The organism is Pseudomonas sp. TE31087 (genome assembly GCF_057284075.1).
This window is the reverse complement of the sequence record NZ_JBXVNN010000001.1, coordinates 4,380,307-4,406,145: the sequence shown is the minus strand read 5'-3', so window position 1 is coordinate 4,406,145 and position 25,839 is coordinate 4,380,307. Positions and strand designations below refer to the sequence as shown.

Genomic DNA, 25,839 nt, shown 5'->3' with positions numbered 1-25,839 from the left:
AGCATGACACGTACTCAACCTTCCGCTTCGCCAACCCCGTCGCGCGCCTGGCGCGCCATTGCCGCGCTGATGTTCAGCCTGGTACTGGCCCCGGCAGCCATGGCCGATGAGCCTGTCGCCGCTTCCCCGGCACCCGCCGCTGCCGCCGCCCCGGCCACGCCTGCCGCCGAAGGCCAGGCCCCGGTTGCCGCGCCAGTCGCAGCGCCTGCTGACGCAAATGCTCCGGTGGATGGCCAGGCCCCAGCCGACGAGAACGTGCAGGCGATGGTCGAAGACACCTCGCTGGGCATGGCCCACGACCTGTCCCCATGGGGCATGTACAAGAACGCCGACGTGGTGGTGAAGGCCGTGATGATCGGCCTGGCCATCGCCTCGATCATCACCTGGACCATCTGGATCGCCAAGGGCTTCGAGCTGATGGGCGCCAAGCGCCGCCTGCGTGGCGAGATCGCCGCCCTGAAGCGCTCGGTGAGCCTGAAAGAGGCCAGCGAGGTCTCGAACAAGGAAGGCACCCTGGCCCACACCCTGGTGCATGACGCCCTCGAAGAGATGCGCCTGTCGGCCAACGCTCGCGAGAAGGAAGGCATCAAGGAACGCGTCAGCTTCCGCCTGGAGCGCCTGGTGGCCGCCAGCGGCCGGACCATGAGCAGCGGCACCGGCGTGCTGGCCACCATCGGTTCCACCGCGCCGTTCGTCGGCCTGTTCGGCACCGTGTGGGGCATCATGAACAGCTTCATCGGCATCGCCAAGACCCAGACCACCAACCTCGCCGTGGTCGCCCCGGGCATCGCCGAAGCCCTGCTGGCCACCGCCCTGGGCCTGGTCGCCGCGATCCCGGCCGTGGTCATCTACAACGTCTTCGCCCGCTCCATCGCCGGCTACAAGGCACAGGTGTCCGACGCCTCCGCCCAGGTCCTGCTGCTGGTCAGCCGCGATCTGGACCACCAGGGCAGCGAGCGCGCCGCCCCGCACATGGTGAAAGTGGGGTAAGCCATGGGCCTGCATCTCAACGAAGGTGGCGATGACCTCGCCGAGAACCACGAAATCAACGTCACGCCGTTCATCGACGTGATGCTGGTGCTGCTGATCATCTTCATGGTCGCGGCGCCCCTGGCCACGGTCGACATCAAGGTCGACCTGCCCGCCTCGACCGCGAAGCCCGCGCCGAGGCCCGAGAAGCCGGTGTTCGTCAGCGTCAAGGCCGACAAGAAGCTCTACCTCGGCGACGACGAGGTGGCCCAGCGCGACCAGCTTGGCGCCATGCTCGACGCCAAGACCAAGGGCGACAAGGAAACCACCATCTTCTTCCAGGCTGACAAGGGCGTCGACTACGGCGACCTGATGGAAGTGATGAACACCATGCGCGCCGCCGGCTACCTCAAGGTCGGCCTGGTCGGACTCGAGACGGCAGCCAAGAAATGACGAAAACGCGCTCAAACATGGCGCGCTACGGTGGCAGCCTGGCGATCGTGCTGGGTGTGCACGCGGTCGCCGTGCTGCTGACGCTCAACTGGTCGGTGCCCCAGGCCCTCGAGCTGCCGCCGGCAGCGATGATGGTCGAGCTGGCACCGCTGCCCGAGCCCGCGCCGCCGCCACCGCCCAAGGCCGCCCCGAAACCGCCGACGCCGGTCGAGGAACCGCCACTGCCGAAGCTGGCAGAAGCACCGAAGCCGAAGATCGCCATTCCCAAGCCGCCCAAGCCCAAGGCCAAGCCACAGCCGCCCAAGCCCGAGAAGAAGCTTGAGCCGCCAAAGGACGAACCACCGGCCAAGGACGACGTCGCGGATACGCCGCCGAGCAACACGCCACCGCAGAAGTCGGCGGCGCCACAGCCGAGCATCGCGTCCAACAGCAATGCCCTGCCAAGCTGGCAGAGCGACCTGCTGCGTCACCTGGCCAAGTACAAGAAGTACCCCGAGGACGCTCGCCGTCGCGGACTGCAGGGCATCAACCGCCTGCGCTTTGTGGTCGACGCCGAAGGCAAGGTGGTCTCGTACGCGCTGGCCGGCGGTTCAGGCAGCGCGGCGCTGGACCGGGCCACGCTGGAGATGATCCGCCGTGCCGGCACGGTGCCCAAGCCTCCGGCGGAGTTGCTGAACAATGGCACGATCGAAGTCGTCGCGCCGTTCGTCTACTCGCTGGACCGACGCTGACGTTTTTGTTTCTGTCACAAAACGGCAAGTCTGATAACGTGCGTCTATCAATTGCAGCCGCTATGCTGGGGCCGCAACTTCATGGACGCACGTTATGACCCTCACCGAACTTCGCTATATCGTCACCCTCGCGCAAGAGCAGCACTTCGGCCACGCGGCCGAGCGTTGCCACGTCAGCCAGCCGACCCTGTCGGTGGGCGTGAAGAAGCTCGAGGACGAACTCGGCGTGCTGATCTTCGAGCGCAGCAAGAGCGCGGTGCGCCTCACGCCGGTCGGCGAGAGCATCGTCGCCCAGGCGCAGAAGGTACTGGAGCAGGCCCAAGGTATCCGCGAGCTGGCCCAGGCCGGCAAGAACCAGCTGACCGCGCCACTCAAGGTAGGCGCCATCTACACCGTCGGCCCCTATCTGTTCCCGCACCTGATCCCGCAGCTGCACCGCGTGGCGCCGCAGATGCCGCTGTACATCGAAGAGAACTTCACCCACGTGCTGCGCGAAAAGCTGCGCAACGGCGAACTGGACGCGGTGATCATTGCCTTGCCGTTCAACGAGGCCGACGTGCTGACCCTGCCGCTGTACGACGAGCCGTTCTGCGCGTTGATGCCAGCCGACCACCCGTGGACCGCCAAGGACACCATCGACACCGCCATGCTCAACGACAAGAGCCTGTTGCTGCTCGGCGAGGGCCACTGCTTCCGCGACCAGGTGCTCGAGGCCTGCCCGACGCTGAACAAGGGCGGCGAGGGTTCCAAGCACACCACGGTCGAGTCCAGCTCGCTGGAAACCATCCGCCACATGGTCGCCTCGGGCCTGGGCGTGTCGATCCTGCCGCTGTCGGCGGTGCACAGCCATCATTACGCGCCGGGCGTCATCGAAGTCCGTCCGCTGACCGCGCCCGCACCGTTCCGTACCGTGGCCATCGCCTGGCGCGCCAGCTTCCCGCGGCCGAAGGCCATCGAGATCCTCGCCGACTCGATCCGCCTCTGCTCGGTGGCCAAGCCGCCGGTGGAACAACCGGCCTGAACCCATGACCGAGCTGTCGAACGTCCCGGTCACCACGCTCAAGGGCGTAGGCGACGCCATGGCGGAAAAACTCGCCAAGGTCGGTCTGGAGAACCTGCAGGACCTGCTGTTCCACCTGCCGCTGCGCTACCAGGACCGCACCCGCGTGGTGCCCATCGGCCAGTTGCGTCCAGGCCAGGACGCGGTGATCGAGGGCGTGGTCAGCGGGGCCGACGTGACCATGGGCAAGCGCCGCAGCCTGGTGGTGCGCCTGGGCGACGGCAGCGGCACGCTGAGCCTGCGTTTCTACCATTTCAGCAATGCGCAGAAGGAGGGCCTCAAGCGTGGCACCCACCTGCGCTGCTATGGCGAAGCCCGCCCCGGCGCCTCTGGGCTGGAGATCTACCACCCGGAATACCGGGCGCTGAACGGTGACGAAGCGCCGCCGCCGGTCGAACAGACGCTGACGCCGATCTACCCGACCACCGAAGGCCTGACCCAGCAGCGCCTGCGCCTGCTATGCCAGCAGAGCCTCGGCCTGCTCGGTCCGCGCAGCCTGCCCGACTGGCTGCCCGACGAACTGGCCCGCGACTACCAGCTGGCGCCGCTCAGCGACGCCATCCGCTACCTGCACAACCCGCCAGCAGACGCCGACCTCGAGGAACTCGCCGAGGGCCATCACTGGGCCCAGCATCGTCTGGCCTTCGAAGAGCTGCTGACCCACCAGCTCTCGCAGCAACGCCTGCGCGAAAGCCAGCGTGCCCTGCGCGCGCCAGTACTGCCCAAGGCCACGCGCTTGCCGGCGCAGTACCTGGCCAACCTCGGCTTCAGCCCGACCGGTGCCCAGCAGCGGGTCGGCAACGAGATCGCCTACGACCTCAGCCAGGCGGAGCCGATGATGCGCCTGGTGCAGGGCGATGTCGGCGCCGGCAAGACCGTGGTCGCCGCCCTGGCGGCGCTGCAGGCCCTGGAGGCCGGCTACCAGGTGGCGTTGATGGCGCCCACCGAGATCCTCGCCGAGCAGCATTTCATCACCTTCAAGCGCTGGCTCGAGCCATTGGGCATCGAGGTCGCCTGGCTGGCAGGCAAACTCAAGGGCAAGGCCCGCGCCAGCGCCCTGGAGCAGATCGCCAATGGCGTGCCCATGGTGGTCGGCACCCACGCGCTGTTCCAGGACGAGGTGCAGTTCAAGCACCTGGCCCTGGCGATCATCGACGAACAGCACCGCTTCGGCGTGCAGCAGCGCCTGGCCCTGCGCAAGAAGGGCGTCATGGGCCAGCTGTGCCCGCACCAGCTGATCATGACCGCCACGCCGATCCCGCGCACCCTGGCCATGAGCGCCTATGCCGACCTCGACACCTCGGTCCTCGACGAGCTGCCGCCCGGACGTACCCCGGTGAACACCGTGCTGGTCGCCGACAGCCGCCGCTTCGAGGTGGTCGAGCGGGTCCGCGCCGCCTGTGCCGAAGGCCGCCAAGCCTATTGGGTGTGCACCCTGATCGAAGAGTCCGAAGAGCTGACCTGCCAGGCCGCCGAGAGCACCTTCGAAGAGCTGGGCAGCGCCCTGGGCGAACTGCGCGTGGGCCTGATCCATGGGCGCATGAAGCCTGCGGAAAAGGCCGCGGTGATGGCCGAGTTCAAGGCTGGCGACCTGCAACTGCTGGTGGCCACCACAGTGATCGAGGTCGGCGTCGACGTGCCCAATGCCAGCCTGATGATCATCGAGAACCCCGAGCGCCTGGGCCTGGCCCAGTTGCACCAGCTGCGCGGCCGGGTCGGCCGGGGTAGCGCGGTGAGTTACTGTGTGCTGCTGTACCACCCGCCGCTGTCGCAGATCGGCCGTGAGCGCCTGGGCATCATGCGGGAAACCAACGACGGATTCGTCATAGCAGAGAAGGACCTGGAGCTGCGTGGCCCCGGCGAGATGCTCGGGACCCGCCAGACCGGCCTGCTACAGTTCAAGGTCGCCGACCTGATGCGCGACGCCGACCTGCTGCCGGCCGTGCGCGACGCCGCCCAGGCCCTGCTGGCACGCTGGCCCGACCACGTCAGCCCGTTGCTCGATCGCTGGCTGCGCCACGGTCAACAATATGGCCAGGTGTGACGCCCGTCCCATAATGGATCCAGCTTGTCGGACAGGCTGGTTATACTTCGCGTTTACAGAATGATTGGATACAGGCCATGACTGAAGTTGCCCTGGATACCGCAACCCTACACGCACCGTCTGTCATCCGGCTGTTGCTCGACAAGCTCGGCGTCAGCTTCCGCGAGGTGCCCGAGCACCCGGGGCTGCCGGCCGCCTCGCGGGTACAGGCCGTTCTGCTCGATGACGAGATCGGTGCCTTGATGGTGCTGTTCCCGCAAAGCCAGTTGCTGGACCTCAAGCGCCTTGAAGAGCTGACCGGCCGCAAGCTCAAGGCCGTGCCGCTGGAGCGCCTGAAGCAGATGCTCGACAAGCATCACCTCAAGGCCCTGCCGGCGATTCCCGCCCTGACCAGCTCGCCGTGCCAGTACGAAAAGAGCCTGCTCGACAACGAGACGCTGCTGATCCAGTCCGGCGAAGCCGGCCTGCTCCTGGAAATCGGCAGGACAGCCTTCAAGAAGATGCTGTTCAAGGCCAGCGCCAGCACCTTCGGCCAGCAGATCAGCGATATTCGCCTGAGTTTCGATCAGTTGGACGGCCCTCCCAAGGAAGTCATCCGCGCCGTCCAGGCCTTCACTGCCCGCCGCATCCAGCAACGCCTGGAACAGACCATCGAGATTCCGCCGTTGGCCGACACTGCGCAGAAGATCATCAAGCTGCGCGTCGACCCCAATGCCAGCATCGACGACATCACCGGCGTGGTGGAGACCGACCCGGCCCTGGCCGCGCAGGTGGTCAGCTGGGCTGCCTCCCCGTACTACGCCTCGCCCGGCAAGATTCGCTCGGTGGAGGACGCCATCGTCCGTGTGCTGGGCTTCGACCTGGTGATCAACCTGGCCCTCGGCCTGGCGCTGGGCAAGACCCTGAGCCTGCCCAAGGACCATCCGCAACAGGCCACGCCGTACTGGCAACAGTCGATCTACACCGCCGCGGTGATCGAGGGCCTGACCCGCGCCATGCCGCGCGCCGAGCGCCCGGAAGCGGGCCTGACCTACCTGGCCGGCCTGCTGCACAACTTCGGCTACCTGCTGCTGGCCCACGTCTTCCCGCCGCACTTCTCGCTGATCTGCCGCCACCTGGAGGTCAACCCGCACCTATGCCACAGCTATGTGGAACAGCACCTGCTGGGGATCAGCCGTGAACAGATCGGGGCCTGGCTGATGAAGCTGTGGGACATGCCCGATGAGCTGTCCACGGCCCTGCGTTTCCAGCACGATCCGGCGTACGACGGCGATTATGCGGCGTTCCCCAACCTGGTGTGCCTGGCGACGCGCCTGCTCCGCGCCCGGGGGATCGGTTCGGGGCCAAGGGACGAGATCCCGGATGCCCTGCTCGAGCGCCTGGGGCTGACCCGGGACAAGGCCGAAGAGGTGGTGAACAAGGTGCTGGAGGCCGAGGCCCTGCTGCGCGAGCTGGCGTCGCAGTTCCACGCGCCGCATTCGCATTAAGATCACCCTGTAGGAGATCTCCCAGCCATTCGGGCTACGCTGTCGCGCAGGGAACAGCGTTCCAGCGTGGGAGCGGGCTTGCCCCGCGATCACCAGCGAAGCTGGTGCCAAACACCGCATCGCGGGGCAAGCCCGCTCCCACGGGAATCGCGCTAGCTTTAGCGGTTGGGCAAGACACAGTTCCTCCTACAGGCAGCTTCTGCGCCTGGGGCTCAGGCCTTCTTCTTCGGCTTCAGGTACTTCATCAAGCCCTGGAACCAGATCACCAGCGCCGGATTGCCCTTGATCTGGATGTTCTTCTCCTGAATCCCCTGCATGAACGCCAGCTGCTTGTTACCGGCCTGCAGCGTGGCGAAGCCGTAGGCGGCGTCCTTGAAGGCGATGGCGAAGGCCGGCTGCGGGTGCAGGCCGCCCTTGCTGCTGATGCGCAGGTCCTTGACGATGAAGTGCCGGGCGACCTTGCCGTCGAGCGTCTGCATCTGGAAGACCAGGTCCTTGTCCTGCAGCTGCTGCTGGAACGCCGGGTTGTTGCGGCTGGCCTTGGCCATCAGCAAGCCCATGGCCCAGAGAAGAAAGCGAAACTTCATCAACACGCCTCGAATGAAAAGTGACTGAGTCGCGCAGTTTATCCGTTTCTCGCCCTGTTTATGCAAGTTCGCCGCATTTGCTTACCAGAAACGCAACGGGCGCCTCCTGGCGCCCGTCGGGTGAAACTGTTCGATCACTTTTTCTTGGCAGGTTTGGCCGGGACGTTGACGCTGTCACGCAGGTTCTTGCCTGGTTTGAAAGCGACGGTATTGCTGGCCTTGATCTTCACCGGCTGGCCGGTCTGCGGGTTCTTGCCGGTGCGGGCGCCACGGTGGCGTTTTTCGAAGGTGCCGAAACCGACCAGGGTGACGGTGTCCTTGTCGAGCGCGCCGGTGATGCTGTCGAGAATCGCGTTGAGGACCTGGTTGGCCTTTTCCTTGGTCAGATCGGCCTTTTCGGCGATGACGGCGGCGAGTTCTGGTTTACGCATAGTGAAGCCTCTTTGACGGGATTTCTTGTTGTTATGCCGTGCTGCCGAAGGGAGCAGCGTTCAAGGCACCGCAGGCTCTAGGCTGCGGCAGACGCCAGTGAGGATGGCACGCCGACCGGGGCCGCGCCAGTATCTGGGCGGCCATTGTCGCGGCAAGAACAGGATAATTCCGACAGAACGCCCGCTATTTACGCCATCAAGGGCGGTAACTGGCGATTCAGCGCCAGTTTCTCCATGACCGCGCCGCCGGTCAGGGCGTAGCCCAGCAGCTGGCCATCGGCACCGTGGCAGAGCACTTTCAGGTCGGCGCCGCTGCCTTCGACCACCCAGGTGCCCTCATGGCCGGGCGGCACCGGGGATACCACCAGTGGACAGGCCGGGGTCTTCACGGTGACCGGCATCGGGCCGTAGGCCACCGCGGTCGGGTTGCCGGCCAGGGTCTGGGCCAGGGCACGGGCGCAGGTCATCAGCGGCATGACGTACAGCAGGTTGATGCCGTCGACCTCGGCGCAGTCGCCCAGGGCGAAGATGTTGGCATGGGAGGTGCGCAGCTGACGGTCCACCACCACGCCACGGTTGACCTGCAACCCCGCCGCCGCCGCCAGGTCGGTGCGCGGACGCAGGCCGATGGCCGAGACCACCAGGTCGCAGGGAATCACGCTGCCATCGGACAGGTGCGCCTCGAGTGCCTCCCCTGCACGCTGCAGGCGGGTCAGCACCGGGCCGAGGTGAAAGCGCACACCCAGCCCTTCCAGACCCGCCTGCACGGCCGCCGCGGCAGCTGGGGGCAGCAAGGTCGGCATCACCTGCTCACAGGGGGCGAGGACCTCGCACTGCAGGCCACCCAGGCTGAGATCGTTGGCGAACTCGCAACCGATCAGGCCGGCACCGAGGATCAGCACACGCTGCTTGCCCGCGGCGGCGGCGCGAAAGCGTGCGTAGTCCTCCAGGTCGTTGATCGGGAAGATCAGCTCACCCGCATCGCCTTCGACCGGCACCTGCACGGTCTGCGCACCCCAGGCCAGCACCAGGTCGCGGTATTCCACCGCTTCCTCGCCGATCCACAGGCGCTTGTGGCCCGGGTCGATGCCGCTGATGCGGGTGTGGGTGCGAATCTCGGCCTTTAGCTGCTCGGCCATGGCGCCCGGTTCGGCCATGCACAGGCCATCGGCGTCCTTCTGCTTGGCAAAGCCGGTGGACAGCATGGGCTTGGAGTAGGAGCGACCGTCGTCGGCGGTGATCAGCAACAGCGGCGTGTCGCCGTCGAGCTTGCGAAACTCTCGCGCCAGGTTGTAGCCGGCAAGGCCGGTACCGATGATCACCACGGGGGACGTCATGTCGTGCATTCCTTCTTCAAGCCAGGGTTGTGATCAGCCGATGGCGATCATTTCGAAATCACTCTTGCCCACGCCGCAATCGGGGCACAGCCAGTCTTCCGGTACATCCTCCCAGCGGGTGCCGGGGGCGATGCCGTCGTCCGGCCAGCCTTGGGCCTCGTCGTAGATCAGGCCGCAGACAATACATTGCCACTTCTTCATTTACTGCTGTTCCTCGGTCAGGCTTAGGGGGGCGTTGCAGCTGACGGCCTCATCGCGGGGCAAGCCCGCTCCTACAGGGGACCTGTGGGAGCGGGCTTGCCCGCGAAGGGGCCACCGCGCAATTCGTGGGGGCTTTGTACTGGCCCTGCCAGCAGTATGCAAGCAGTCCGGGCAAACATGCTAAGCTCGCCGCCTCTCTGGCCTGTATCAAGCATACCGACGTGCCGTACGAAACCCCGCAAGCAGCCGCTGTCGCGTGGCTGGCGTATCCGCAGCTGGCGACCAGCCTCGACCAGCCGACCCTGGGCTGGCTGTTCGACGAAGGCTCCCTGACCCGTCGCCTGACCCGCCTCTCCCACGACCACTTCAGCGTCACTCCCCTGTTCGAGGGCTGGCAGCCCCTGCGCGACGACGAGTGCGCCGCCTTGGGCCTGGCGCCTGGCGCGCAGGGCTGGGTGCGCGAGGTCTACCTGCGCGGCCACGGCCATCCGTGGGTGTTCGCCCGCAGCGTGGCCAGTCGCACGGCGCTGGAACGCGGCGGGCTGGACCTGGAGACCCTGGGCAGCCGCTCGCTGGGCGAGCTGCTGTTCTGTGACCAGGCGTTCGTCCGCCACCCGATCGAAGTGTGCAGTTATCCACAGGGCTGGCTGCCCGCCGAGGTCGCCGGCGCCGGATTGTGGGGGCGGCGCTCGCGCTTCGAGCGCGACGGCCTCGACCTGCTGGTGGCCGAGGTGTTCCTGCCCGCCCTGTGGCACGCGGCCAAGGAGGAGAACCGCTGATGTACCTGCAACTGCTCAAGTCGCTCAACCGCCTGCACCCACGGGCCTGGGACTTCATCCAGCTGAGCCGCATGGACCGCCCGATCGGCATCTACCTGCTGCTGTGGCCGACGCTGGTGGCGGTGTGGATCGCCGGCAACGGTTCGCCGACCCTGGCCAACGTGCTGATCTTCGGTTTGGGCGTGGTGCTGATGCGCGCCGCCGGCTGCTGCATCAACGACTTCGCCGACCGCAAGGTGGACGGCCACGTCAAGCGCACCGCTGACCGGCCACTGGCCAGCGGCCGGGTGAAACCCCGCGAAGCGCTGGCGCTGTTCGCCCTGCTGGTGGGGCTGAGTTTCCTGCTGGTGCTGTGCACCAACGCTACCACGGTATGGCTGTCGTTCGGCGCGGTCGCCCTGGCGTTCTGCTACCCGTTCATGAAGCGCTACACCTACTATCCACAGGTGGTGCTGGGCGCGGCGTACTCCTGGGGTATCCCCATGGCCTTCACCGCCGCGGGCGGCGAGCTGCCGGCCAGCGCCTGGCTGCTGTACATCGCCAACCTGCTATGGACGGTGGGCTACGACACCTACTACGCCATGGTTGACCGTGACGACGACCTGAAGATCGGCGTGAAATCCACCGCCATCCTGTTCGGCGAGGCCGACCGGGTGATCATCCTGACCTTGCAGTTGCTGTCGCTGGGCTGCCTGTTGCTGGCGGGTAACCGTTTCGAGCTGGGCGGCTGGTTCCACCTGGGGCTGTTGGCGGCGGCGGTGTGCTTTGCCTGGGAGTTCTGGTCGACGCGCAAGCTGGATCGGGAGTCGTGCTTCAAGGCGTTTCTGCACAACCATTGGGCGGGGATGCTGATTTTTGGCGGGGTGGTGCTGGATTACGCGTTGCGCTGAGGCTCACCGTCTCTGTGGGAGCGGGTTTACCCGCGAATGCGATGGCGGCGGCACCGCAGCATTCGCGGGTAAACCCGCTCCCACAGGGTCAAATATCAACCTTCAGGGCTTGGCGATATGCCAGACGTCCTTCATGCCATCACCGGTGGTCTCCCCGGCCTGCTTGTCCTTGACGAAGGTGTACAGCGGCTTGCCGTCGTAGGCCCACTGCATCTTGCCGTCGTCACGCTTGATCTGCGTCCACTTGCCTTCGGCCTTCTCACCATCGCTGACCATCAACGGCGGCCAGTTCTTGGCGCACTCGCCGTTGCACATGGACTTGCCGCCGGCATCCTTGTCGAAGGTGTACAGCGTCATGCCGTTGTGATCGACCCACATGCCGTCCTTTTCCGTGGCGTGATGAGCCGACGCCACCCCCGGCACTGCCAGCGCAGCGCAAAGGGCCATCCAGCTCAGCGTATGTCGTGTCATTGGAATCACCATTGTTTAGGGGGTGGATTGAATGTCCGCGCCGCCTTCGCGGCCCCCTGAAGCCTAGCCCAGTCACGCAATGTCGCCAGAATGGCCAACACCCTGTCACACAGCTGCAATAATTCCGTTATCTAATGCGGGCCAAGACACCGTTCCTGGGAGAGGTAATTGAGCATGGTTGGCAGAAACATTCTGATCGTCGACGACGAAGCGCCTATCCGCGAGATGATCGCCGTTGCATTGGAAATGGCCGGCTATGACTGCCTCGAGGCCGAGAACTCGCAACAGGCCCACGCCATCATCGTCGACCGCAAGCCGGACCTGATCCTGCTCGACTGGATGCTGCCGGGCACCTCGGGCATCGAGCTGGCCCGCCGCCTCAAGCGCGACGAACTGACCGGCGACATCCCGATCATCATGCTCACCGCCAAGGGTGAAGAGGACAACAAGATCCAGGGCCTGGAAGTCGGCGCCGACGACTACATCACCAAGCCGTTCTCCCCCCGCGAGCTGGTGGCGCGCCTGAAGGCCGTGCTGCGCCGCACCGGCCCGAGCGACAGCGAGGCGCCGATCGAAGTCGGTGGCCTGCTGCTCGACCCGATCAGCCACCGCGTGACCATCGACGGCAAGCCGGCCGAGATGGGTCCCACCGAATACCGCCTGCTGCAGTTCTTCATGACCCACCAGGAGCGCGCCTACACCCGTGGCCAACTGCTCGACCAGGTCTGGGGCGGCAACGTCTACGTCGAGGAACGCACCGTCGACGTGCACATCCGTCGCCTGCGCAAGGCGCTGGGTGAAGCCTATGAAAATCTGGTACAAACCGTCCGCGGCACCGGCTATCGCTTCTCGACCAAGAGCTGATCGAAGCCCCAGCGCCCGCTGTACAAGGACTGTCAATTGAACCAGAACTGGCACGCGACCCTGATTCGCCACATGCTCCTGCTGATCACCGTCTGCCTGATCGGCGGGCTGGTCAGCGGCTACTACGGCTGGAGCCTGGCCATCGGCCTGGCCCTGTACCTGGGCTGGACGCTGAAGCAGCTGCTGCGCCTGCACGACTGGCTGCGCAACCACCAGCCCGACGAAGCGCCCCCCGATGGCTACGGCCTGTGGGGCGAGGTGTTCGACAGCATCTACCACCTGCAACGCCGCGACCAGCGCGTGCGCGGCCGCCTGCAAGCAGTGATCGACCGGGTCCAGGAGTCCACCGCCGCCCTGCGCGACGCGGTGATCATGCTCGACAGCGAAGGCAACCTGGAGTGGTGGAACCGCGCCGCCGAGACCCTGCTGGGCTTCAAGACGCCGCAGGACGGTGGCCAGCCGGTGACCAACCTGGTGCGCCACCCGCGCTTCAAGGAGTATTTCGAGTCGGACAACTACGCCGAGCCGCTGGAGATTCCCTCGCCGATCAACGACCGCCTGCGCGTGCAACTGCACCTGACCCGCTACGGCAACAACGAACACCTGATGCTGGTGCGCGACGTGACCCGCATCCACCAGCTGGAACAGATGCGCAAAGACTTCGTCGCCAACGTTTCCCACGAGCTGCGCACGCCGCTGACGGTGATCACCGGTTACCTGGAGACGCTGCTGGACAACGTCGAGGACGTGAACCCACGCTGGAGCCGCGCCCTGCAGCAGATGAGCGCGCAAGGCTCGCGCATGCAGACCCTGCTCAACGACCTGCTGCTGCTGGCCAAGCTCGAGGCCACCGACTACCCCTCGGACAACCAGCCGGTGCTGGTCGACACCCTGCTTGGCGCCATCAAGAACGACGCCCAGGCCCTGTCCGGCCCGCGCAACCAGCGCATCAGCCTGGAGGCGACGCCCGGCATTCGTCTCAAGGGCAGTGAATCGGAGCTGCGCAGCGCGTTCTCCAACCTGGTGTTCAACGCGGTCAAGTACACCCAGGACGAAGGCAATATCCGCATCCGCTGGTGGGCCGACGAACAGGGCGCGCACCTGAGCGTGCAGGACTCGGGGGTGGGGATCGAGGCCAAGCACCTGCCGCGCCTGACCGAACGCTTCTACCGGGTCGACTCAAGCCGTGCGTCCAATACCGGCGGCACCGGGCTGGGGCTGGCGATCGTCAAGCATGTGCTGATGCGCCATCGCGCACGCCTGGAAATCAGCAGCGTGCCGGGGCATGGCAGCACCTTTACCTGCCACTTCGCGCCGGCGCAATTGGTGTCAAGCAAAGCCTGAGTCATCGCGGGGCAAGCCCGCTCCCACGCACTGCCTAAGCGATCGTGGGAGCGGTCTTGCCCCGCGATGGGACGCATCCCCTTTGCTTTTGCGGCTCCAGCCGCTACATTGGATCCCCCGTGCCAGCCATCGCTGGCACTTTTTTTCTCTTCAATTCAAAGACGGACCCCGTAAAAACTCCATCATGGACCCTTCCCCTGGTATCAGCCTCACCTCGTTGTTCGCCGATTTCGGCATGATTCTCTTCGCCTTGTTCCTGGTGCTGCTCAACGGCTTCTTCGTTGCCGCCGAGTTCGCCATGGTCAAGCTGCGTTCCACCCGGGTCGAATCCATCGCCGAGCTGCACGGCTGGCGTGGCAGCATCCTGCGCAAGGTGCACAACCAGCTCGACGCCTACCTGTCGGCCTGCCAGCTGGGCATCACCCTCGCCTCCCTGGGCCTGGGCTGGGTCGGCGAGCCGGCGTTCGCCCACCTGCTCGAGCCGCTGCTGGCCGCCGTGGGCGTGGACAGCCCCGAGCTGATCAAGGCGATCTCGTTCTTCGTCGCCTTCTTCGTGATCTCCTACCTGCACATCGTGGTCGGCGAGCTGGCACCGAAGTCGTGGGCGATCCGCAAGCCCGAGCTGCTGTCGCTGTGGACTGCCGTGCCGCTGTACCTGTTCTACTGGGCAATGTACCCGGCCATCTACCTGCTCAACGCCAGCGCCAACACCATCCTGCGCATCGCCGGCCAAGGTGAGCCCGGGCCGCACCACGAGCACCACTACAGCCGCGAGGAGCTCAAGCTGATCCTGCACTCCAGCCGCGGCCAGGATCCGAGCGACCAGGGCATGCGCGTGCTGGCCTCGGCCGTGGAGATGGGCGAGCTGGAAGTGGTCGACTGGGCCAACTCCCGCGAAGACATGGTCAGCATCGACGCCCATGCGCCGCTGAAGGAAATCCTCGCCCTGCTGCGCCGTCACAAGTTCAGCCGTTATCCGCTGTATGACGCCGAGCGCGAGGAGTTCACCGGCCTGCTGCACATCAAGGACCTGCTGCTGGAGCTGGCCGAGCTGGACCACCTGCCCGAGACCATCGACCTCGAGGACCTCGCCCGCCCGCTGGAGCGCGTGTCGCGGCACATGCCGTTGTCCCAGCTGCTGGAGCAGTTCCGCAAGGGTGGCGCGCACTTCGTGCTGGTGGAGGAAGCCGATGGCAAGGTGATCGGCTACCTGACCATGGAAGACGTGCTGGAGGTGCTGGTCGGCGATATCCAGGACGAACACCGCAAGACCGAGCGCGGTATCCTCGCCTACCAGCCGGGCAAGCTGCTGGTACGCGGTGATACGCCGCTGTTCAAGGTCGAGCGCCTGCTGGGCGTCGACCTCGACCATATCGAGGCGGAAACCCTGGCCGGCCTGGTCTACGAGACCCTCAAGCGCGTGCCCGAGGAAGAGGAAGTGCTGGAGGTCGACGGCCTGCGCATCATCATCAAGAAGATGAAAGGGCCGAAGATCGTGCTGGCCAAGGTGCTCAAGCTCGATTGATATCCCTGGGGCTGCTTTGCAGCCCTATCGCGGCACAAGGCCGCTCCTACAATAGATCGCATTCCCCTGTAGGAGCGGCCTTGTGCCGCGAAAGCCTCAAGGGTTGCCGGCAGTAAAATCCGGTAACCCGCCAATCGGCCGGTCGAACTGATACGGTATCGACTCCAGCGCCAACCCCACATTGCGCTGCACCACGAAATGCAGGTGCGGCCCGCTGCTGTTGCCGGTGTTGCCCGACTTGGCCAGCGCCTGCCCCTGGGCCACCCGCTGCCCCTCGCCCACCACCACCGAGCCGCGCATCAGGTGCAGGTACACGCCCATGGTGCCGTCCGGGTGCAGGATCCTGACGAAGTTGCCCGCCGGGTTGTTGCCCCGCCCGCTCTGGTTGTTCTCGATCTTCACCACCACCCCACCCCGCGCCGCGATGATCGGCGTGCCCTCGGGCATGGCGATGTCCATGGCATAGCGCCCCTTGGGCCCGAAGTGGCTGAAGCGGCCGTTGGGACCCTGGCTCAGACGAAACGGCCCGCCCTTCCAGGGGAAGGGATAGCGATAGCCCTGCGGGCGCTGGCCCGGGTCGCCCATGGCATAGCGAAACTTGGTGTCGTACCTGAGGCTGCTCCCCTGGCGGGCCTGGACCACGCTGAGCACCTGGGTAGAGCGCGGCGGCACCAGCCGTCGGACGATGCGCGGGGCGTTGCCGCCCTGGGCATTGGCCAGGCGCTCCACGCGCAGCTCTACCTCCATGGGCACGAACAGTTCGTTGCGGGCGACAAAGCGCACGCCACCGGCAAAGGACTCGGTCTTCAGGCGAACCTGGCCATCCAGGCGCTCGACCATGGGCTCACGGAACACAAAGGCTTTCGACCCAGGGCTCGGTCGGTCGGAGTAGGAGACCACGCCGAAGGTGTCGGTAGTCTTGTAGACGGTCATGCCCAGGCACGACGCCGAGGCCGTGAGCAAGGCACAGAACAGCAGCAGGCGGGCGGGCGGCATGATGGTGGCTTTTTGACAGTTGTGTTCTGTCGAAGCCTAGCAGCCGGATTTGAGAGGGATATGACAGTTGGTCGGGCGAAGTGCCGGATGGGTAACGTGGGAGCGGGCTTGCCCCGCGATGACGACGGTGGCCATACCACCACTATCGCGGGGCAAGCCCGCTCCCACAAAATCCGCTCCGACCTGTCGCGGTGCTCAAGCGGCCATCAGGCGCCGGGCGTGAAGTGCTTCTGCGCCGTGCCGCGAGCGATCAGCCGCGACAGGTAGTCGAGCTTCTGCGCATCCTGGTCGACGAACTTGAAGGTCAGTTGCAGCCAGTCGCTCTCAGGCTTGGGTTCCAGCGCCGCAATGGCGTGCAGGTAGCCGTTCAGCCGCGCCGTTTCGGCATTCTCGCCTTGCTCCAGGTCCAGCACCGCGCCTTCGAGCACTTGCGGCAGGTTGGTGCCGCGGCGCACCACCAGCAGGGCTTCCTTGAGGCTCAGGGCCTTGATCATGCACGGCTGGGTGCCACTGGACAGGCGCAGTTGGCCTTGGCCACGGCCGGTCTGGGCCGCCGCGGCGGCAGTCTTCGGCGTGGGGGCGTTGATCAGCGGCTTGGCCGCCGCTGCCACGGGCGCGGCGGCGGGCGCGGTTACCTTGGCCGCGTCTGGACGACCGCCGGTCAGGGCGCTGAGCGAGTCGTTGGCAAACGCCGAGTTGACCCGCGCCGGCGCGCTGGACATCAGGGCATCGAGCTTGCCGATCTTGGTCAGCGACTTCTTCACCTTGGTCAGCAGCTGCTCGTTGGTGAACGGCTTGCCGACGAAATCGGAAACACCGGCCTGGATGGCCTGGATCACGTTTTCCTTGTCACCACGGCTGGTCACCATGATGAACTGCATGGTCTTCATCTCTTCCTGCTGGCGGCACCAGGTCAGCAGCTCGAGGCCGGACATCTCGGGCATCTCCCAGTCGCACAGGACCAGGTCGAAACGTTCCTTTGCTCAGCATGGCCATGGCCTTGCGACCGTTGACCGCGTCCTCGATCACCACGCCGGGAAAGGCGTTGCGCAGGCACTTTTTTACCAGGTCGCGGATGAACGGGGCATCGTCCACGACCAGCACATTCACTTTACTCATCGATACTCCTCTTGAATCCCGGCTAGCATACCGCCGACTGATGGCCATTTGCCAAACCACTGGTCACGCCGGGACTTCTCACACGGTTCGCGGGTGCCTGCTGGTGCTCGACCGCAAACGAAAACGCCCGGCGGTTGCCGGGCGTTCATGCTCGGGAGCAATCCTATTTATCGTCCGGTTCAGCCGGAACATTAGCGATTTCGCCCTCATCGAACGCTTCGCCCTGCACCTCGGCTTTCATGCGCTTGAGGCCCATGTGGCGCACGTCGGTGCCGCGCACCAGGTAGATCACCAGCTCCGAAATGTTGCGCGCGTGGTCGCCGATGCGCTCCAGCGAACGCAGGGCCCAGATCACGCTGAGCACGCGGGAGATCGAGCGCGGGTCTTCCATCATGTAGGTGACCAGCTCGCGCAGCGCGGTCTTGTATTCGCGGTCGATGGTCTTGTCGTACTGGGCCACCGACAGCGCCAGGTCGGCGTCGAAACGGGCGAAGGCGTCCAGCGCGTCGCGGACCATGTTGCGCACCTGGTCGCCGATGTGGCGCACCTCGACGTAGCCGCGTGGCGACTCGCCTTCCTCGCACAGCTGGATGGCGCGGCGGGCGATCTTGGTCGATTCGTCACCGATGCGCTCCAGGTCGATCACCGACTTGGAGATGCTGATGATCAGGCGCAGGTCGGAGGCCGCCGGCTGGCGACGGGCTAGGATCCGCACGCACTCCTCGTCGATGTTGCGCTCCATCTGGTTGATCTGTTCATCGACCTCGCGCACCTGCTGGGCCAGGCCCGAATCGGCCTCGATCAGCGCGGTGACGGCGTCGTTCACCTGCTTCTCGACCAGGCCGCCCATGGCCAGCAGGTGGCTGCGCACCTCCTCGAGCTCGGCGTTGAACTGCTGGGAGATGTGGTGGGTAAGGCTTTCTTTGTTGATCATGCTTTCGCTCCGCGAAGAAGCTGCAAGCCTCAAGCTGCAAGCTTCAAGTGGTTCGTGTCATTCCCTGGCCGCTTCTTCTTGCAGCTCGCAGCTTGAAGCTTGCAGCTGCGCCAAAGGCGCCGTTAGCCGTAGCGACCGGTGATGTAGTCTTCGGTCTGCTTCTTCGCCGGGTTAGTGAACAGGGTGTCGGTATCACCGAATTCGACCAGTTTGCCCATGTACATGAACGCGGTGTAGTCCGAAACGCGGGCCGCCTGCTGCATGTTGTGGGTGACGATGACGATGGTGTACTTGGATTTCAGTTCGTAGATCAGCTCTTCGACCTTCAGCGTCGAGATCGGGTCCAGCGCCGAACACGGTTCATCGAGCAGCAGCACTTCCGGTTCCACGGCGATGGTACGGGCGATCACCAGACGCTGCTGCTGGCCACCGGACAGGCCCAGGGCCGAGTCATGCAGGCGGTCCTTGACCTCGTCCCACAGCGCCGCGCCCTTCAGCGCCCACTCGACGGCTTCGTCGAGCACGCGCTTCTTGTTGATGCCCTGGATGCGCAGGCCGTAGACCACGTTCTCGTAGATGGTCTTGGGGAACGGGTTGGGCTTCTGGAACACCATGCCCACGCGGCGGCGCAGCTCGGCCACGTCCTCGCCCTTGCGGTAGATGTTGTTGCCGTACAGGTTGATGGCGCCTTCCACGCGGCAGCCATCGACCAGGTCGTTCATGCGGTTGAAGGTCCGCAGCAGCGTGGACTTGCCGCAGCCGGACGGGCCGATGAAGGCAGTCACGCGCTGCTTGGGGATGTTCAGGCTGACGTCGAACAGCGCTTGCTTGTCGCCGTAGAACAGGGACAGCCCAGGTACTTCGATGGCCACGGTCTCTTCGGCCAGGCGCAGGCTCTGCTTGTCGCGGCCCAGGGCCGACATGTCGATGCCGTGGGCGTGGGATTCATGCTGCATGGTCAACTCCATACGCTATCAATTCGTTTCAAAGGGCCGCCCGGTGTTCGGGCGGCACGCTTGCAATCAGGATCAGTGGTCGAGGGCCTTGTACTTCTCGCGCAGGTGGTTACGGATCCACACCGCCGAGAGGTTGAGGGTGGCGATCACCAGCACCAGCAACAGCGCGGTGGCGTACACCAGCGGCCGCGCGGCCTCGACGTTGGGGCTCTGGAAGCCGACGTCGTAGATGTGGAAGCCCAGGTGCATGATCTTCTGGTCCAGGTGCAGGTACGGGTAGTTGCCATCCACCGGCAGCGACGGCGCCAGCTTCACCACACCCACCAGCATCAGCGGCGCCACTTCGCCGGCGGCGCGAGCCACGGCGAGAATCATGCCGGTCATCATGGCCGGGCTGGCCATCGGCAGGACGATCTTCCACAGGGTCTCGGCCTTGGTCGCGCCCAGGGCCAGCGAGCCCTCGCGCACGGTCCGCGGAATCCGCGCCAGGCCTTCCTCGGTGGCCACGATCACCACCGGCACCGCCAGCAGCGCCAGGGTCAGCGAGGCCCACAGCAGGCCTGGGGTGCCGAGGGTCGGCGCCGGCAGCGACTCGGGGAAGAACAGCCGGTCGATCGAGCCACCCAGCACATAGACGAAGAAGCCCAGGCCGAACACGCCGTAGACGATCGCCGGAACGCCGGCCAGGTTGTTCACCGCGATGCGGATCAAGCGGGTCACCGGGCCCTGCTTGGCGTACTCGCGCAGGTACACCGCCGCCAGCACGCCGAACGGGGTGACGATCACGGCCATGATCAGGGTCATCATCACGGTGCCGAAGATGGCCGGGAAGATACCACCCTCGGTATTGGCCTCACGCGGGTCGTCGCTGAGGAACTCCCACACCTTGGCGAAGTAGGCGCCCATCTTGGTCAGGCCGGACATGGCGTTCGGCTGGATGGCGTGGACCACCTTGCTCAGGTTGATCTCCACCTCGCGGCCGTTGCCGTCGCGGGCTACCAGGCTGTCGCGGGCGAAGGCCTGGTGCAGGCCGGTCAGACGCTCCTCGATGGCCTTGTAGCGATTGTTCAGCTCGGCGCGCTCGGCGTCCATGTCGGCCTGGGCGGCGGCATCCAGCTTGCCATCCAGTTCCAGCTTGCGGCCGTGCAGGCGCAGGCGCTCGAGGCCATGGTTGATGGCGCCGATATCCTTCTTCTCCAGCTTCACCAGCTGGTCGTTGAGTTCGCTGGCGCGCTTGAGGCGCGTCTGCAGCTCAGTCCAGGCCTCGGGGCCCTGGGCGACCACGCGGCCTTCTTCCTTGACGCTGACCAGGTAGCCATAGAAGTTGCCCCACTCGCGGCGCTCCAGGGCGATCAGATCGACAGGCTTTTGCTGGTCGACCAGCCACTCGCCCACGACCCAGGTGAAGTCAGTGCCGTTGAGGTCACGGTTACCGACCTTGATCAGCTCGCGGGTCATGAACTCCGGGCCCTGCTCGGGCACCGGCAGGCCGGCACCCTTGAGGCGTTCGCGGGGTACTTCTTCCTTCTGTACCACTTCACCGATGACCACGTGGTCGGCCTGGCCCGGCACCTTGTAGGTGGCCTGGACCAGGTCGGCCGGCCAGAAGTGGCCCAGGCCGCGCACGGCGATCACGGCCAGCAGGCCGACGGTCATGATGACCGCCATGGCGACCGCGCCACCACTGATCCAGACGCCGGGGGCGCCGCTCTTGAACCAGCCTTTGAGGGAATCCTTTTTCACGGATCTCTACCTTTCTATCAAAGCGACGAGTATTTCTTGCGCAGGCGCTGGCGAATCAGCTCGGCCAGGGTGTTCATCACGAAGGTGAACATCAGCAGCACGAGGGCGGCGAGGAACAGCACACGATAGTGGCTGCCGCCGACTTCCGATTCGGGCATTTCCACGGCCACGTTGGCGGCCAGGGTGCGCATGCCCTCGAACAGGTTCATCTCCATCACCGGGGTGTTGCCGGTGGCCATCAGCACGATCATGGTCTCGCCCACCGCACGGCCCATGCCGATCATCAGCGCCGAGAAGATGCCCGGGCTGGCGGTGAGGATGACCACGCGGGTCAGGGTCTGCCACGGCGTGGCGCCCAGCGCCAGCGAACCCAGGGTCAGGCTGCGCGGCACGCTGAACACGGCGTCTTCGGCGATGGAGTAGATGTTCGGGATGACCGCGAAGCCCATGGCGATACCGACCACCAGGGCGTTGCGCTGGTCGTAGGTGATGCCGAGGTCGTTGCTGATCCACAGGCGCATGTCGCCCTTGAAGAACCAGCTCTCGAGGAACGGACTCATGTACAGGGCAAACCAACCGATCACCAGGATCACCGGGATCAGGATCGCCGCTTCCCAGCCATCCGGGATGCGCAGGCGGATCGACTCCGGCAGGCGGCTCCAGCTGAAGCCGGCGAGCAGGATGCCGATCGGCATGATCACGAACAGGCTGAACACGCCCGGCAGGTGACCTTCGAGGTACGGCGCGAGGAACAGGCCGGCGAAGAAGCCGAGGATCACCGTCGGCATCGCTTCCATCAGCTCGATCACCGGCTTGACCTTGCGGCGCATGCCCGGGGCCATGAAGTAGGCGGTGTAGATGGCGGCGGCGATGGCCAGCGGCGCGGCCAGGATCATCGCGTAGAACGCGGCCTTGAGCGTACCGAAGGTCAGCGGCGACAGGCTCAGCTTGGGTTCGAAGTCGGTGTTCGAGGCGGTCGACTGCCAGACGTACTTAGGCTCGTCGTAGTTCTCGTACCAGACCTTGCCCCACAGCGCGCTGAAGGAGATCTCCGGGTGCGGGTTGCGCAGGCTCAGCGGCAGCAGCTTGCCGCCTTCCTCGATGATGATGCGGTTGGCGCGCGGCGACAGGGCCAGCACGCCCGCGCCTTCGGCGACCGGCTCGACCAGCAGGGTGCGGTGCGCGGTGCTGTGGAACACACCGAGCTTGCCTTCGCTGTCCAGGGCGATGAAGCCCTTGCGACGCTCTTCGGCGTCGATCTGCACCACCGGGGCCTTGCCCAGCTGGAAGCTGCGGATCAGCTTGAAGCGCGACTCGCCATCCGGATCGCGGGCCATGAACCACTGGCTCAGGCCGCCCTTGGAGTCACCGAAGATCAGCGAGATGCCGCCGACCAGCTGGGCGGTCGCGGTGATTTCGGCGTTGCCGTCTTCCAGCAGCTTGTAGCGGCCATTGAGGCTCTTGTCGCGCAGGCTGAACACATCGGCGGTGGCGCGGCCGTTGACCACGTACAACCACTGCTGGCGCGGGTCGATGAAGATGTTCTTCACCGCCTCTGTCATCTGCGGCAACTCGATGCGGTTCTGCTCGATGGTGACCTCGTCGGTCATCATGTTTTCGGTGCGAGACAGTTCGACCACCTGCAGGTGCGCGCCGGTGGAGCCGGCCAACAGCAGGGTGTCGCCATTGACGTTGACGCTCACGTGTTCCAGCGCGCGGCCCTGGTCATCCAGGGTGAACAGGTCCTGACCATAGGGGTAGTCGATACCCGGCTCGATGGTCTTCTTGTTGTCCGGATAGGTGATCTTGTAGGTGTGGTGGAACACCAGCGCCTGGCCATTGGACAGGCCCAGCACCACCAGCGGGCTGCCAGGCTGGTCGGTGCTGATCGAGCTGACCTGGGCGCCGGCGGGCAGCGGCAGGTCGACGCGCTTCAGTTCGTTGCCGGTCTTGGTGTCGAAGAACAGCGCCTGGCCCTTGTCGGACACACGCATGCCCACGAGGTTCTGCTCCTCGAGGGCGATCATCAGGGGTTTGCCGGCGTCCTGTTGCAGCCAGGTCGGCTCCAGGGCCTTCTTGCTGGTCAGTTCGGCACCCTGGAACAGCGGCAGCACCACATAGGCCAGGTAGAAGAAGATCAGCGTGATCGCTGCCAGCACGGCGAGGCCGCCCACCAGGACGTACCAGCGGGTCAGGCGGTCCTTGAGGGCGCGCATGCGGCGCTTGCGTTGCAACTCGGGCGTATTGAAATCAATGCGCACGGGAGGAGAATTTTGGGTCATTGTGGAGTTGGCCAGATCATTCATGCGCACACCCTAGCGGTCCCGTATGACAAAAACATGACAGTGCAGTGACGCAAAAAAGCCCGCCGCTCAGGAGCCCTGGCTTCGGACTAAGGAATTCGTGGAGGAGGCCGGGCATAGTTGGCACCGGCCTCATCCTCAGTTACTTACTTCTTTGCAACGTTACCCGCGTGGGACAGGCCCAGGTCGGCCAGGGTCTTGTCGACCACTTTGGCTGGCAGCGGGATGTAGCCGTCCTTCACGACAACTTGCTGGCCGGCCTGCGACAGCACCAGCTTGACGAACTCGGCTTCCAGCGGGGCCAGAGGCTTGTTCGGGGCCTTGTTGACGTAGACGTAGAGGAAGCGCGACAGCGGGTAGGTGCCGTTCAGGGCGTTGGCTTCGTTGTCTTCGACGAAGGTGCCGCCGTCTTTCTTGGCCAGAGGCACGGTCTTGACGCTGGCGGTCTTGTAGCCGATGCCCGAGTAGCCGATGCCGTTCAGCGAGGAGCTGATCGACTGCACGACCGAGGCCGAGCCAGGTTGTTCGTTGACGTTAGGCTTGAAGTCGCCTTTGCACAGGGCTTCTTCCTTGAAGTAGCCATAGGTGCCCGATACCGAGTTGCGGCCGAACAGCTGGATTGGCTTGTTGGCCAGGTCGCCGGTCACGCCGACGTCACCCCAGGTCTTGATCTCGCTCTTGCCACCGCACAGGCGGGTGGAGGAGAAGATGGCGTCGACCTGAGCCATGGTCAGGCCCTTGATCGGGTTGTCCTTGTGCACGAACACGGCCAGGGCGTCGACGGCGACCGGGATGGCGGTCGGCTTGTAGCCGTACTTCTGCTCGAAGGCCTGCAGCTCGACGTCCTTCATCTTGCGGCTCATCGGGCCCAGGTTGGCGGTGCCTTCGGTCAGCGCGGGTGGCGCGGTGGAGGAGCCGGCGGCCTGGATCTGGATGTTTACGTTCGGATATTCCTTCTTGTAGGCCTCGGCCCACAGGGTCATCAGGTTCGCGAGGGTGTCGGAACCGACGCTGGAGAGGTTGCCCGATACACCGGTGGTCTTGGTGTAGGTCGGGATTGCAGGATCGACAGCGGCGACCGCATTGGCGGCAGCGACGCCAGCGGCGGCAAAGGTCAGGGCCGCCATCAAACGCTTCAGTTTCATGCCTTGCTCCTAGCAGGAATATCGTGGGTTGTGAGATGGAACGGGCCCAAGTATCTGCAGGCCGCATGAACACTCTATGACTCGAATATGACAATTGGATGAAAGGCCATCACCGGGAACCGGGATGGCCTTTACAGGATGTTGCAGAGGAGGAGTTTAGAGCGGGTGTCAGCGTTTACGAGCGAGCAAATAGGTGCCCACCAGCAGACCAACGGCACACAGGCACGCCACGTAGTAGGCTGGCGCCATCGGGCTGAACTTGAGCAGCGCGGTCACCACCATCGGCGTCAGCCCGCCAAAGATCGCGTAGGCCAGGTTGTAGGAGAACGACAGGCCGCTGAAGCGCACCACCGGCGGGAACGCCTTGACCATCACGTACGGCACGGCACCGACAATGCCCACGCACAGGCCGGTCAGGGCGTACAGCGGGAACAGCAGGTCCGGGCGGGTCGGCAGGCTGTGGTAGAAGGCCCAGGACGACGCCAGCAGCGCCAGGCTGCCGACGATGAACACGCGCCCGGCGCCAAAACGGTCGGCCAGGCTGCCAGCCCCGATGCAGCCCAGGCTGAGCAGCACGATGGCCAGGCTGTTGGCCTTGAGCGAGTCGGTGGGGCTGACGTGATAGAGGCTCTGCAGCAAGGCCGGGGTCATCAGGATGATCACCACGATGCCGGCCGACAGCAGCCAGGTGAGCAGCATCGACAGGATGATCGCGCCGCGATGGTCGCGCAGCACCGCGCGCAGCGGCAGTTCCTCGGCCAGCGCCTTGCGCGCCTGCATCTCGGCGAACACCGGGGTCTCATGCAGCCAGCGGCGCAGGTAGACCGCGAAGAAGCCGAACACCCCACCGAGCAGGAACGGGATACGCCAGGCGTAATCAGCCACTTCCTCGGGGGTGTAGAGCGTGTTGATCAGGGTCGCCACCAGCGAGCCAAGCAGGATGCCCGAGGTCAGGCCCGCAGTCAGGGTGCCGCAGGCATAGCCGGTGTTGCGCGCCGGCACGTGCTCGGAAACGAACACCCAGGCCCCCGGCACCTCGCCGCCGATGGCCGCGCCCTGAATCACCCGCATCAATAGCAGCAGGATCGGCGCCCACAGGCCGATCTGCGCATAGGTGGGCAGCAGGCCCATCACCAGGGTCGGCACCGCCATCAGGAAGATGCTCAGGGTGAACATCTTCTTGCGCCCGAGCAGGTCGCCGAAGTGGGCCATGACGATACCGCCCAGGGGGCGCGCCAGGTAGCCGGCGGCAAAGATGCCGAAGGTCTGCATCAGGCGCAGCCACTCGGGCATGTCGGCGGGGAAGAACAGTTTGCCGACCACCGTGGCGAAGAACACGAAGATGATGAAGTCGTAGAACTCCAGGGCTCCGCCGAGGGCGGACAGCGAGAGGGTCTTGTAGTCACTGCGGGACAACGGCCGGGACGGCTGCTCGATACTGCTCTGCACGGAGGTCATCGCTGTTCTTTC

23 protein-coding genes and 1 pseudogene are annotated in these 25,839 nt (G+C 65.3%); 11 read left to right on the top strand and 13 right to left on the bottom strand.

Annotated features, from left to right (window positions below; translation table 11 throughout):
- Positions 1 to 3 precede the first annotated feature (3 nt).
- From exbB to ACZ899_RS19880, 6 genes are all read left to right on the top strand, one after another.
- Entirely contained in the window at positions 4 to 990 is a 987-nt protein-coding gene (gene exbB / locus ACZ899_RS19905; RefSeq protein WP_186712293.1) for a tonB-system energizer ExbB, read from the top strand.
- A gap of 3 nt (positions 991 to 993) precedes the next feature.
- Positions 994 to 1,422 carry a TonB system transport protein ExbD gene (gene exbD, locus ACZ899_RS19900; protein ID WP_023632733.1) on the top strand — a complete coding sequence of 143 codons (429 nt, stop codon included), beginning with the start codon at positions 994 to 996 and terminating at the stop codon, positions 1,420 to 1,422.
- Positions 1,419 to 2,153, top strand: coding sequence for an energy transducer TonB (locus tag ACZ899_RS19895; protein ID WP_028689955.1), 735 nt, complete (start codon positions 1,419 to 1,421; stop codon positions 2,151 to 2,153). Before exbD ends, ACZ899_RS19895 begins: the two co-directional genes overlap by 4 nt.
- A 94-nt stretch (positions 2,154 to 2,247) precedes the next feature.
- A complete protein-coding gene (locus tag ACZ899_RS19890) occupies positions 2,248 to 3,174 on the top strand; it encodes a hydrogen peroxide-inducible genes activator (RefSeq protein WP_028689956.1) in 927 nt (308 codons plus the stop codon).
- Positions 3,175 to 3,178: 4 nt separating this feature from the next.
- Complete coding sequence (gene recG, locus ACZ899_RS19885; RefSeq protein WP_234562219.1) at positions 3,179 to 5,257, top strand: ATP-dependent DNA helicase RecG; 2,079 nt, start codon at positions 3,179 to 3,181, stop codon at positions 5,255 to 5,257.
- A 77-nt stretch (positions 5,258 to 5,334) separates the two neighbouring features.
- Positions 5,335 to 6,744: an aminoacyl-tRNA deacylase and HDOD domain-containing protein gene (locus tag ACZ899_RS19880; RefSeq protein ID WP_234562221.1), complete on the top strand. Its 1,410-nt coding sequence runs from the start codon at positions 5,335 to 5,337 to the stop codon at positions 6,742 to 6,744.
- A 212-nt stretch (positions 6,745 to 6,956) separates the two neighbouring features.
- Here the strand turns inward: ACZ899_RS19880 and ACZ899_RS19875 are convergent, their stop codons facing one another.
- From ACZ899_RS19875 to ACZ899_RS19860, 4 genes are all read right to left on the bottom strand, one after another.
- On the bottom strand, positions 6,957 to 7,331 hold the full coding sequence (locus tag ACZ899_RS19875; RefSeq protein WP_050707542.1) for a hypothetical protein: 375 nt from the start codon (positions 7,329 to 7,331) through the stop codon (positions 6,957 to 6,959).
- 134 nt (positions 7,332 to 7,465) lie between these two features.
- On the bottom strand, positions 7,466 to 7,762 hold the full coding sequence (locus tag ACZ899_RS19870) for an HU family DNA-binding protein (protein WP_027917040.1): 297 nt from the start codon (positions 7,760 to 7,762) through the stop codon (positions 7,466 to 7,468).
- Positions 7,763 to 7,950: 188 nt separating this feature from the next.
- Positions 7,951 to 9,099, bottom strand: a complete 1,149-nt coding sequence (locus tag ACZ899_RS19865; RefSeq protein WP_234562223.1) for an NAD(P)/FAD-dependent oxidoreductase — start codon at positions 9,097 to 9,099, stop codon at positions 7,951 to 7,953.
- Between the two features lie 33 nt (positions 9,100 to 9,132).
- Positions 9,133 to 9,300 carry a rubredoxin gene (locus tag ACZ899_RS19860; RefSeq protein ID WP_028689962.1) on the bottom strand — a complete coding sequence of 56 codons (168 nt, stop codon included), beginning with the start codon at positions 9,298 to 9,300 and terminating at the stop codon, positions 9,133 to 9,135.
- 221 nt (positions 9,301 to 9,521) lie between these two features.
- Here ACZ899_RS19860 and ACZ899_RS19855 point away from each other — a divergent pair, with 221 nt between their 5' ends.
- Positions 9,522 to 10,079 carry a chorismate--pyruvate lyase family protein gene (locus tag ACZ899_RS19855; RefSeq protein WP_234562225.1) on the top strand — a complete coding sequence of 186 codons (558 nt, stop codon included), beginning with the start codon at positions 9,522 to 9,524 and terminating at the stop codon, positions 10,077 to 10,079.
- Positions 10,079 to 10,969 (top strand): 4-hydroxybenzoate octaprenyltransferase, encoded by an 891-nt coding sequence (gene ubiA, locus ACZ899_RS19850; RefSeq protein WP_232855401.1) that lies wholly within the window; start codon positions 10,079 to 10,081, stop codon positions 10,967 to 10,969. Before ACZ899_RS19855 ends, ubiA begins: the two co-directional genes overlap by 1 nt.
- Before the next feature lie 102 nt (positions 10,970 to 11,071).
- On the opposite strand, the gene ACZ899_RS19845 is transcribed toward ubiA, so the two are convergent.
- Positions 11,072 to 11,440 (bottom strand): COG4315 family predicted lipoprotein, encoded by a 369-nt coding sequence (locus ACZ899_RS19845; RefSeq protein WP_203649365.1) that lies wholly within the window; start codon positions 11,438 to 11,440, stop codon positions 11,072 to 11,074.
- A gap of 174 nt (positions 11,441 to 11,614) precedes the next feature.
- On the opposite strand from ACZ899_RS19845, the gene phoB reads away from it, so the two are divergent.
- The 3 genes from phoB to ACZ899_RS19830 all read left to right on the top strand — a co-directional run bounded on the left by phoB (position 11,615) and on the right by ACZ899_RS19830 (position 15,173).
- A complete protein-coding gene (phoB, locus tag ACZ899_RS19840; RefSeq protein ID WP_003253341.1) occupies positions 11,615 to 12,304 on the top strand; it encodes a phosphate regulon transcriptional regulator PhoB in 690 nt (229 codons plus the stop codon).
- A 72-nt stretch (positions 12,305 to 12,376) separates the two neighbouring features.
- On the top strand, positions 12,377 to 13,648 hold the full coding sequence (gene phoR / locus ACZ899_RS19835; RefSeq protein ID WP_232855495.1) for a phosphate regulon sensor histidine kinase PhoR: 1,272 nt from the start codon (positions 12,377 to 12,379) through the stop codon (positions 13,646 to 13,648).
- Positions 13,649 to 13,832: 184 nt separating this feature from the next.
- Positions 13,833 to 15,173 carry a hemolysin family protein gene (locus tag ACZ899_RS19830; protein WP_203649361.1) on the top strand — a complete coding sequence of 447 codons (1,341 nt, stop codon included), beginning with the start codon at positions 13,833 to 13,835 and terminating at the stop codon, positions 15,171 to 15,173.
- A gap of 96 nt (positions 15,174 to 15,269) precedes the next feature.
- Here ACZ899_RS19830 and ACZ899_RS19825 read toward each other — a convergent pair whose 3' ends face one another.
- From ACZ899_RS19825 to ACZ899_RS19790, 8 genes and pseudogenes are all read right to left on the bottom strand, one after another.
- Positions 15,270 to 16,169, bottom strand: coding sequence for a peptidoglycan DD-metalloendopeptidase family protein (locus tag ACZ899_RS19825; RefSeq protein WP_234562227.1), 900 nt, complete (start codon positions 16,167 to 16,169; stop codon positions 15,270 to 15,272).
- Between the two features lie 206 nt (positions 16,170 to 16,375).
- Positions 16,376 to 17,288 (bottom strand): annotated as a pseudogene (locus ACZ899_RS19820) (response regulator).
- A 163-nt stretch (positions 17,289 to 17,451) separates the two neighbouring features.
- The gene (gene phoU / locus ACZ899_RS19815; protein ID WP_023630537.1) at positions 17,452 to 18,222 is read right to left on the bottom strand and encodes a phosphate signaling complex protein PhoU; all 771 of its coding nucleotides are present in this window, start codon (positions 18,220 to 18,222) and stop codon (positions 17,452 to 17,454) included.
- Between the two features lie 122 nt (positions 18,223 to 18,344).
- Positions 18,345 to 19,178 carry a phosphate ABC transporter ATP-binding protein PstB gene (pstB, locus tag ACZ899_RS19810; protein WP_110736314.1) on the bottom strand — a complete coding sequence of 278 codons (834 nt, stop codon included), beginning with the start codon at positions 19,176 to 19,178 and terminating at the stop codon, positions 18,345 to 18,347.
- 72 nt (positions 19,179 to 19,250) lie between these two features.
- On the bottom strand, positions 19,251 to 20,921 hold the full coding sequence (gene pstA, locus ACZ899_RS19805; RefSeq protein WP_050707551.1) for a phosphate ABC transporter permease PstA: 1,671 nt from the start codon (positions 20,919 to 20,921) through the stop codon (positions 19,251 to 19,253).
- 17 nt (positions 20,922 to 20,938) lie between these two features.
- Positions 20,939 to 23,227 (bottom strand): ABC transporter permease subunit, encoded by a 2,289-nt coding sequence (locus tag ACZ899_RS19800; protein WP_234562229.1) that lies wholly within the window; start codon positions 23,225 to 23,227, stop codon positions 20,939 to 20,941.
- A 143-nt stretch (positions 23,228 to 23,370) separates the two neighbouring features.
- Positions 23,371 to 24,369, bottom strand: a complete 999-nt coding sequence (locus ACZ899_RS19795) for a phosphate ABC transporter substrate-binding protein PstS (RefSeq protein ID WP_062575623.1) — start codon at positions 24,367 to 24,369, stop codon at positions 23,371 to 23,373.
- 168 nt (positions 24,370 to 24,537) lie between these two features.
- Complete coding sequence (locus tag ACZ899_RS19790) at positions 24,538 to 25,827, bottom strand: MFS transporter (protein WP_062360101.1); 1,290 nt, start codon at positions 25,825 to 25,827, stop codon at positions 24,538 to 24,540.
- Positions 25,828 to 25,839 lie beyond the last annotated feature (12 nt).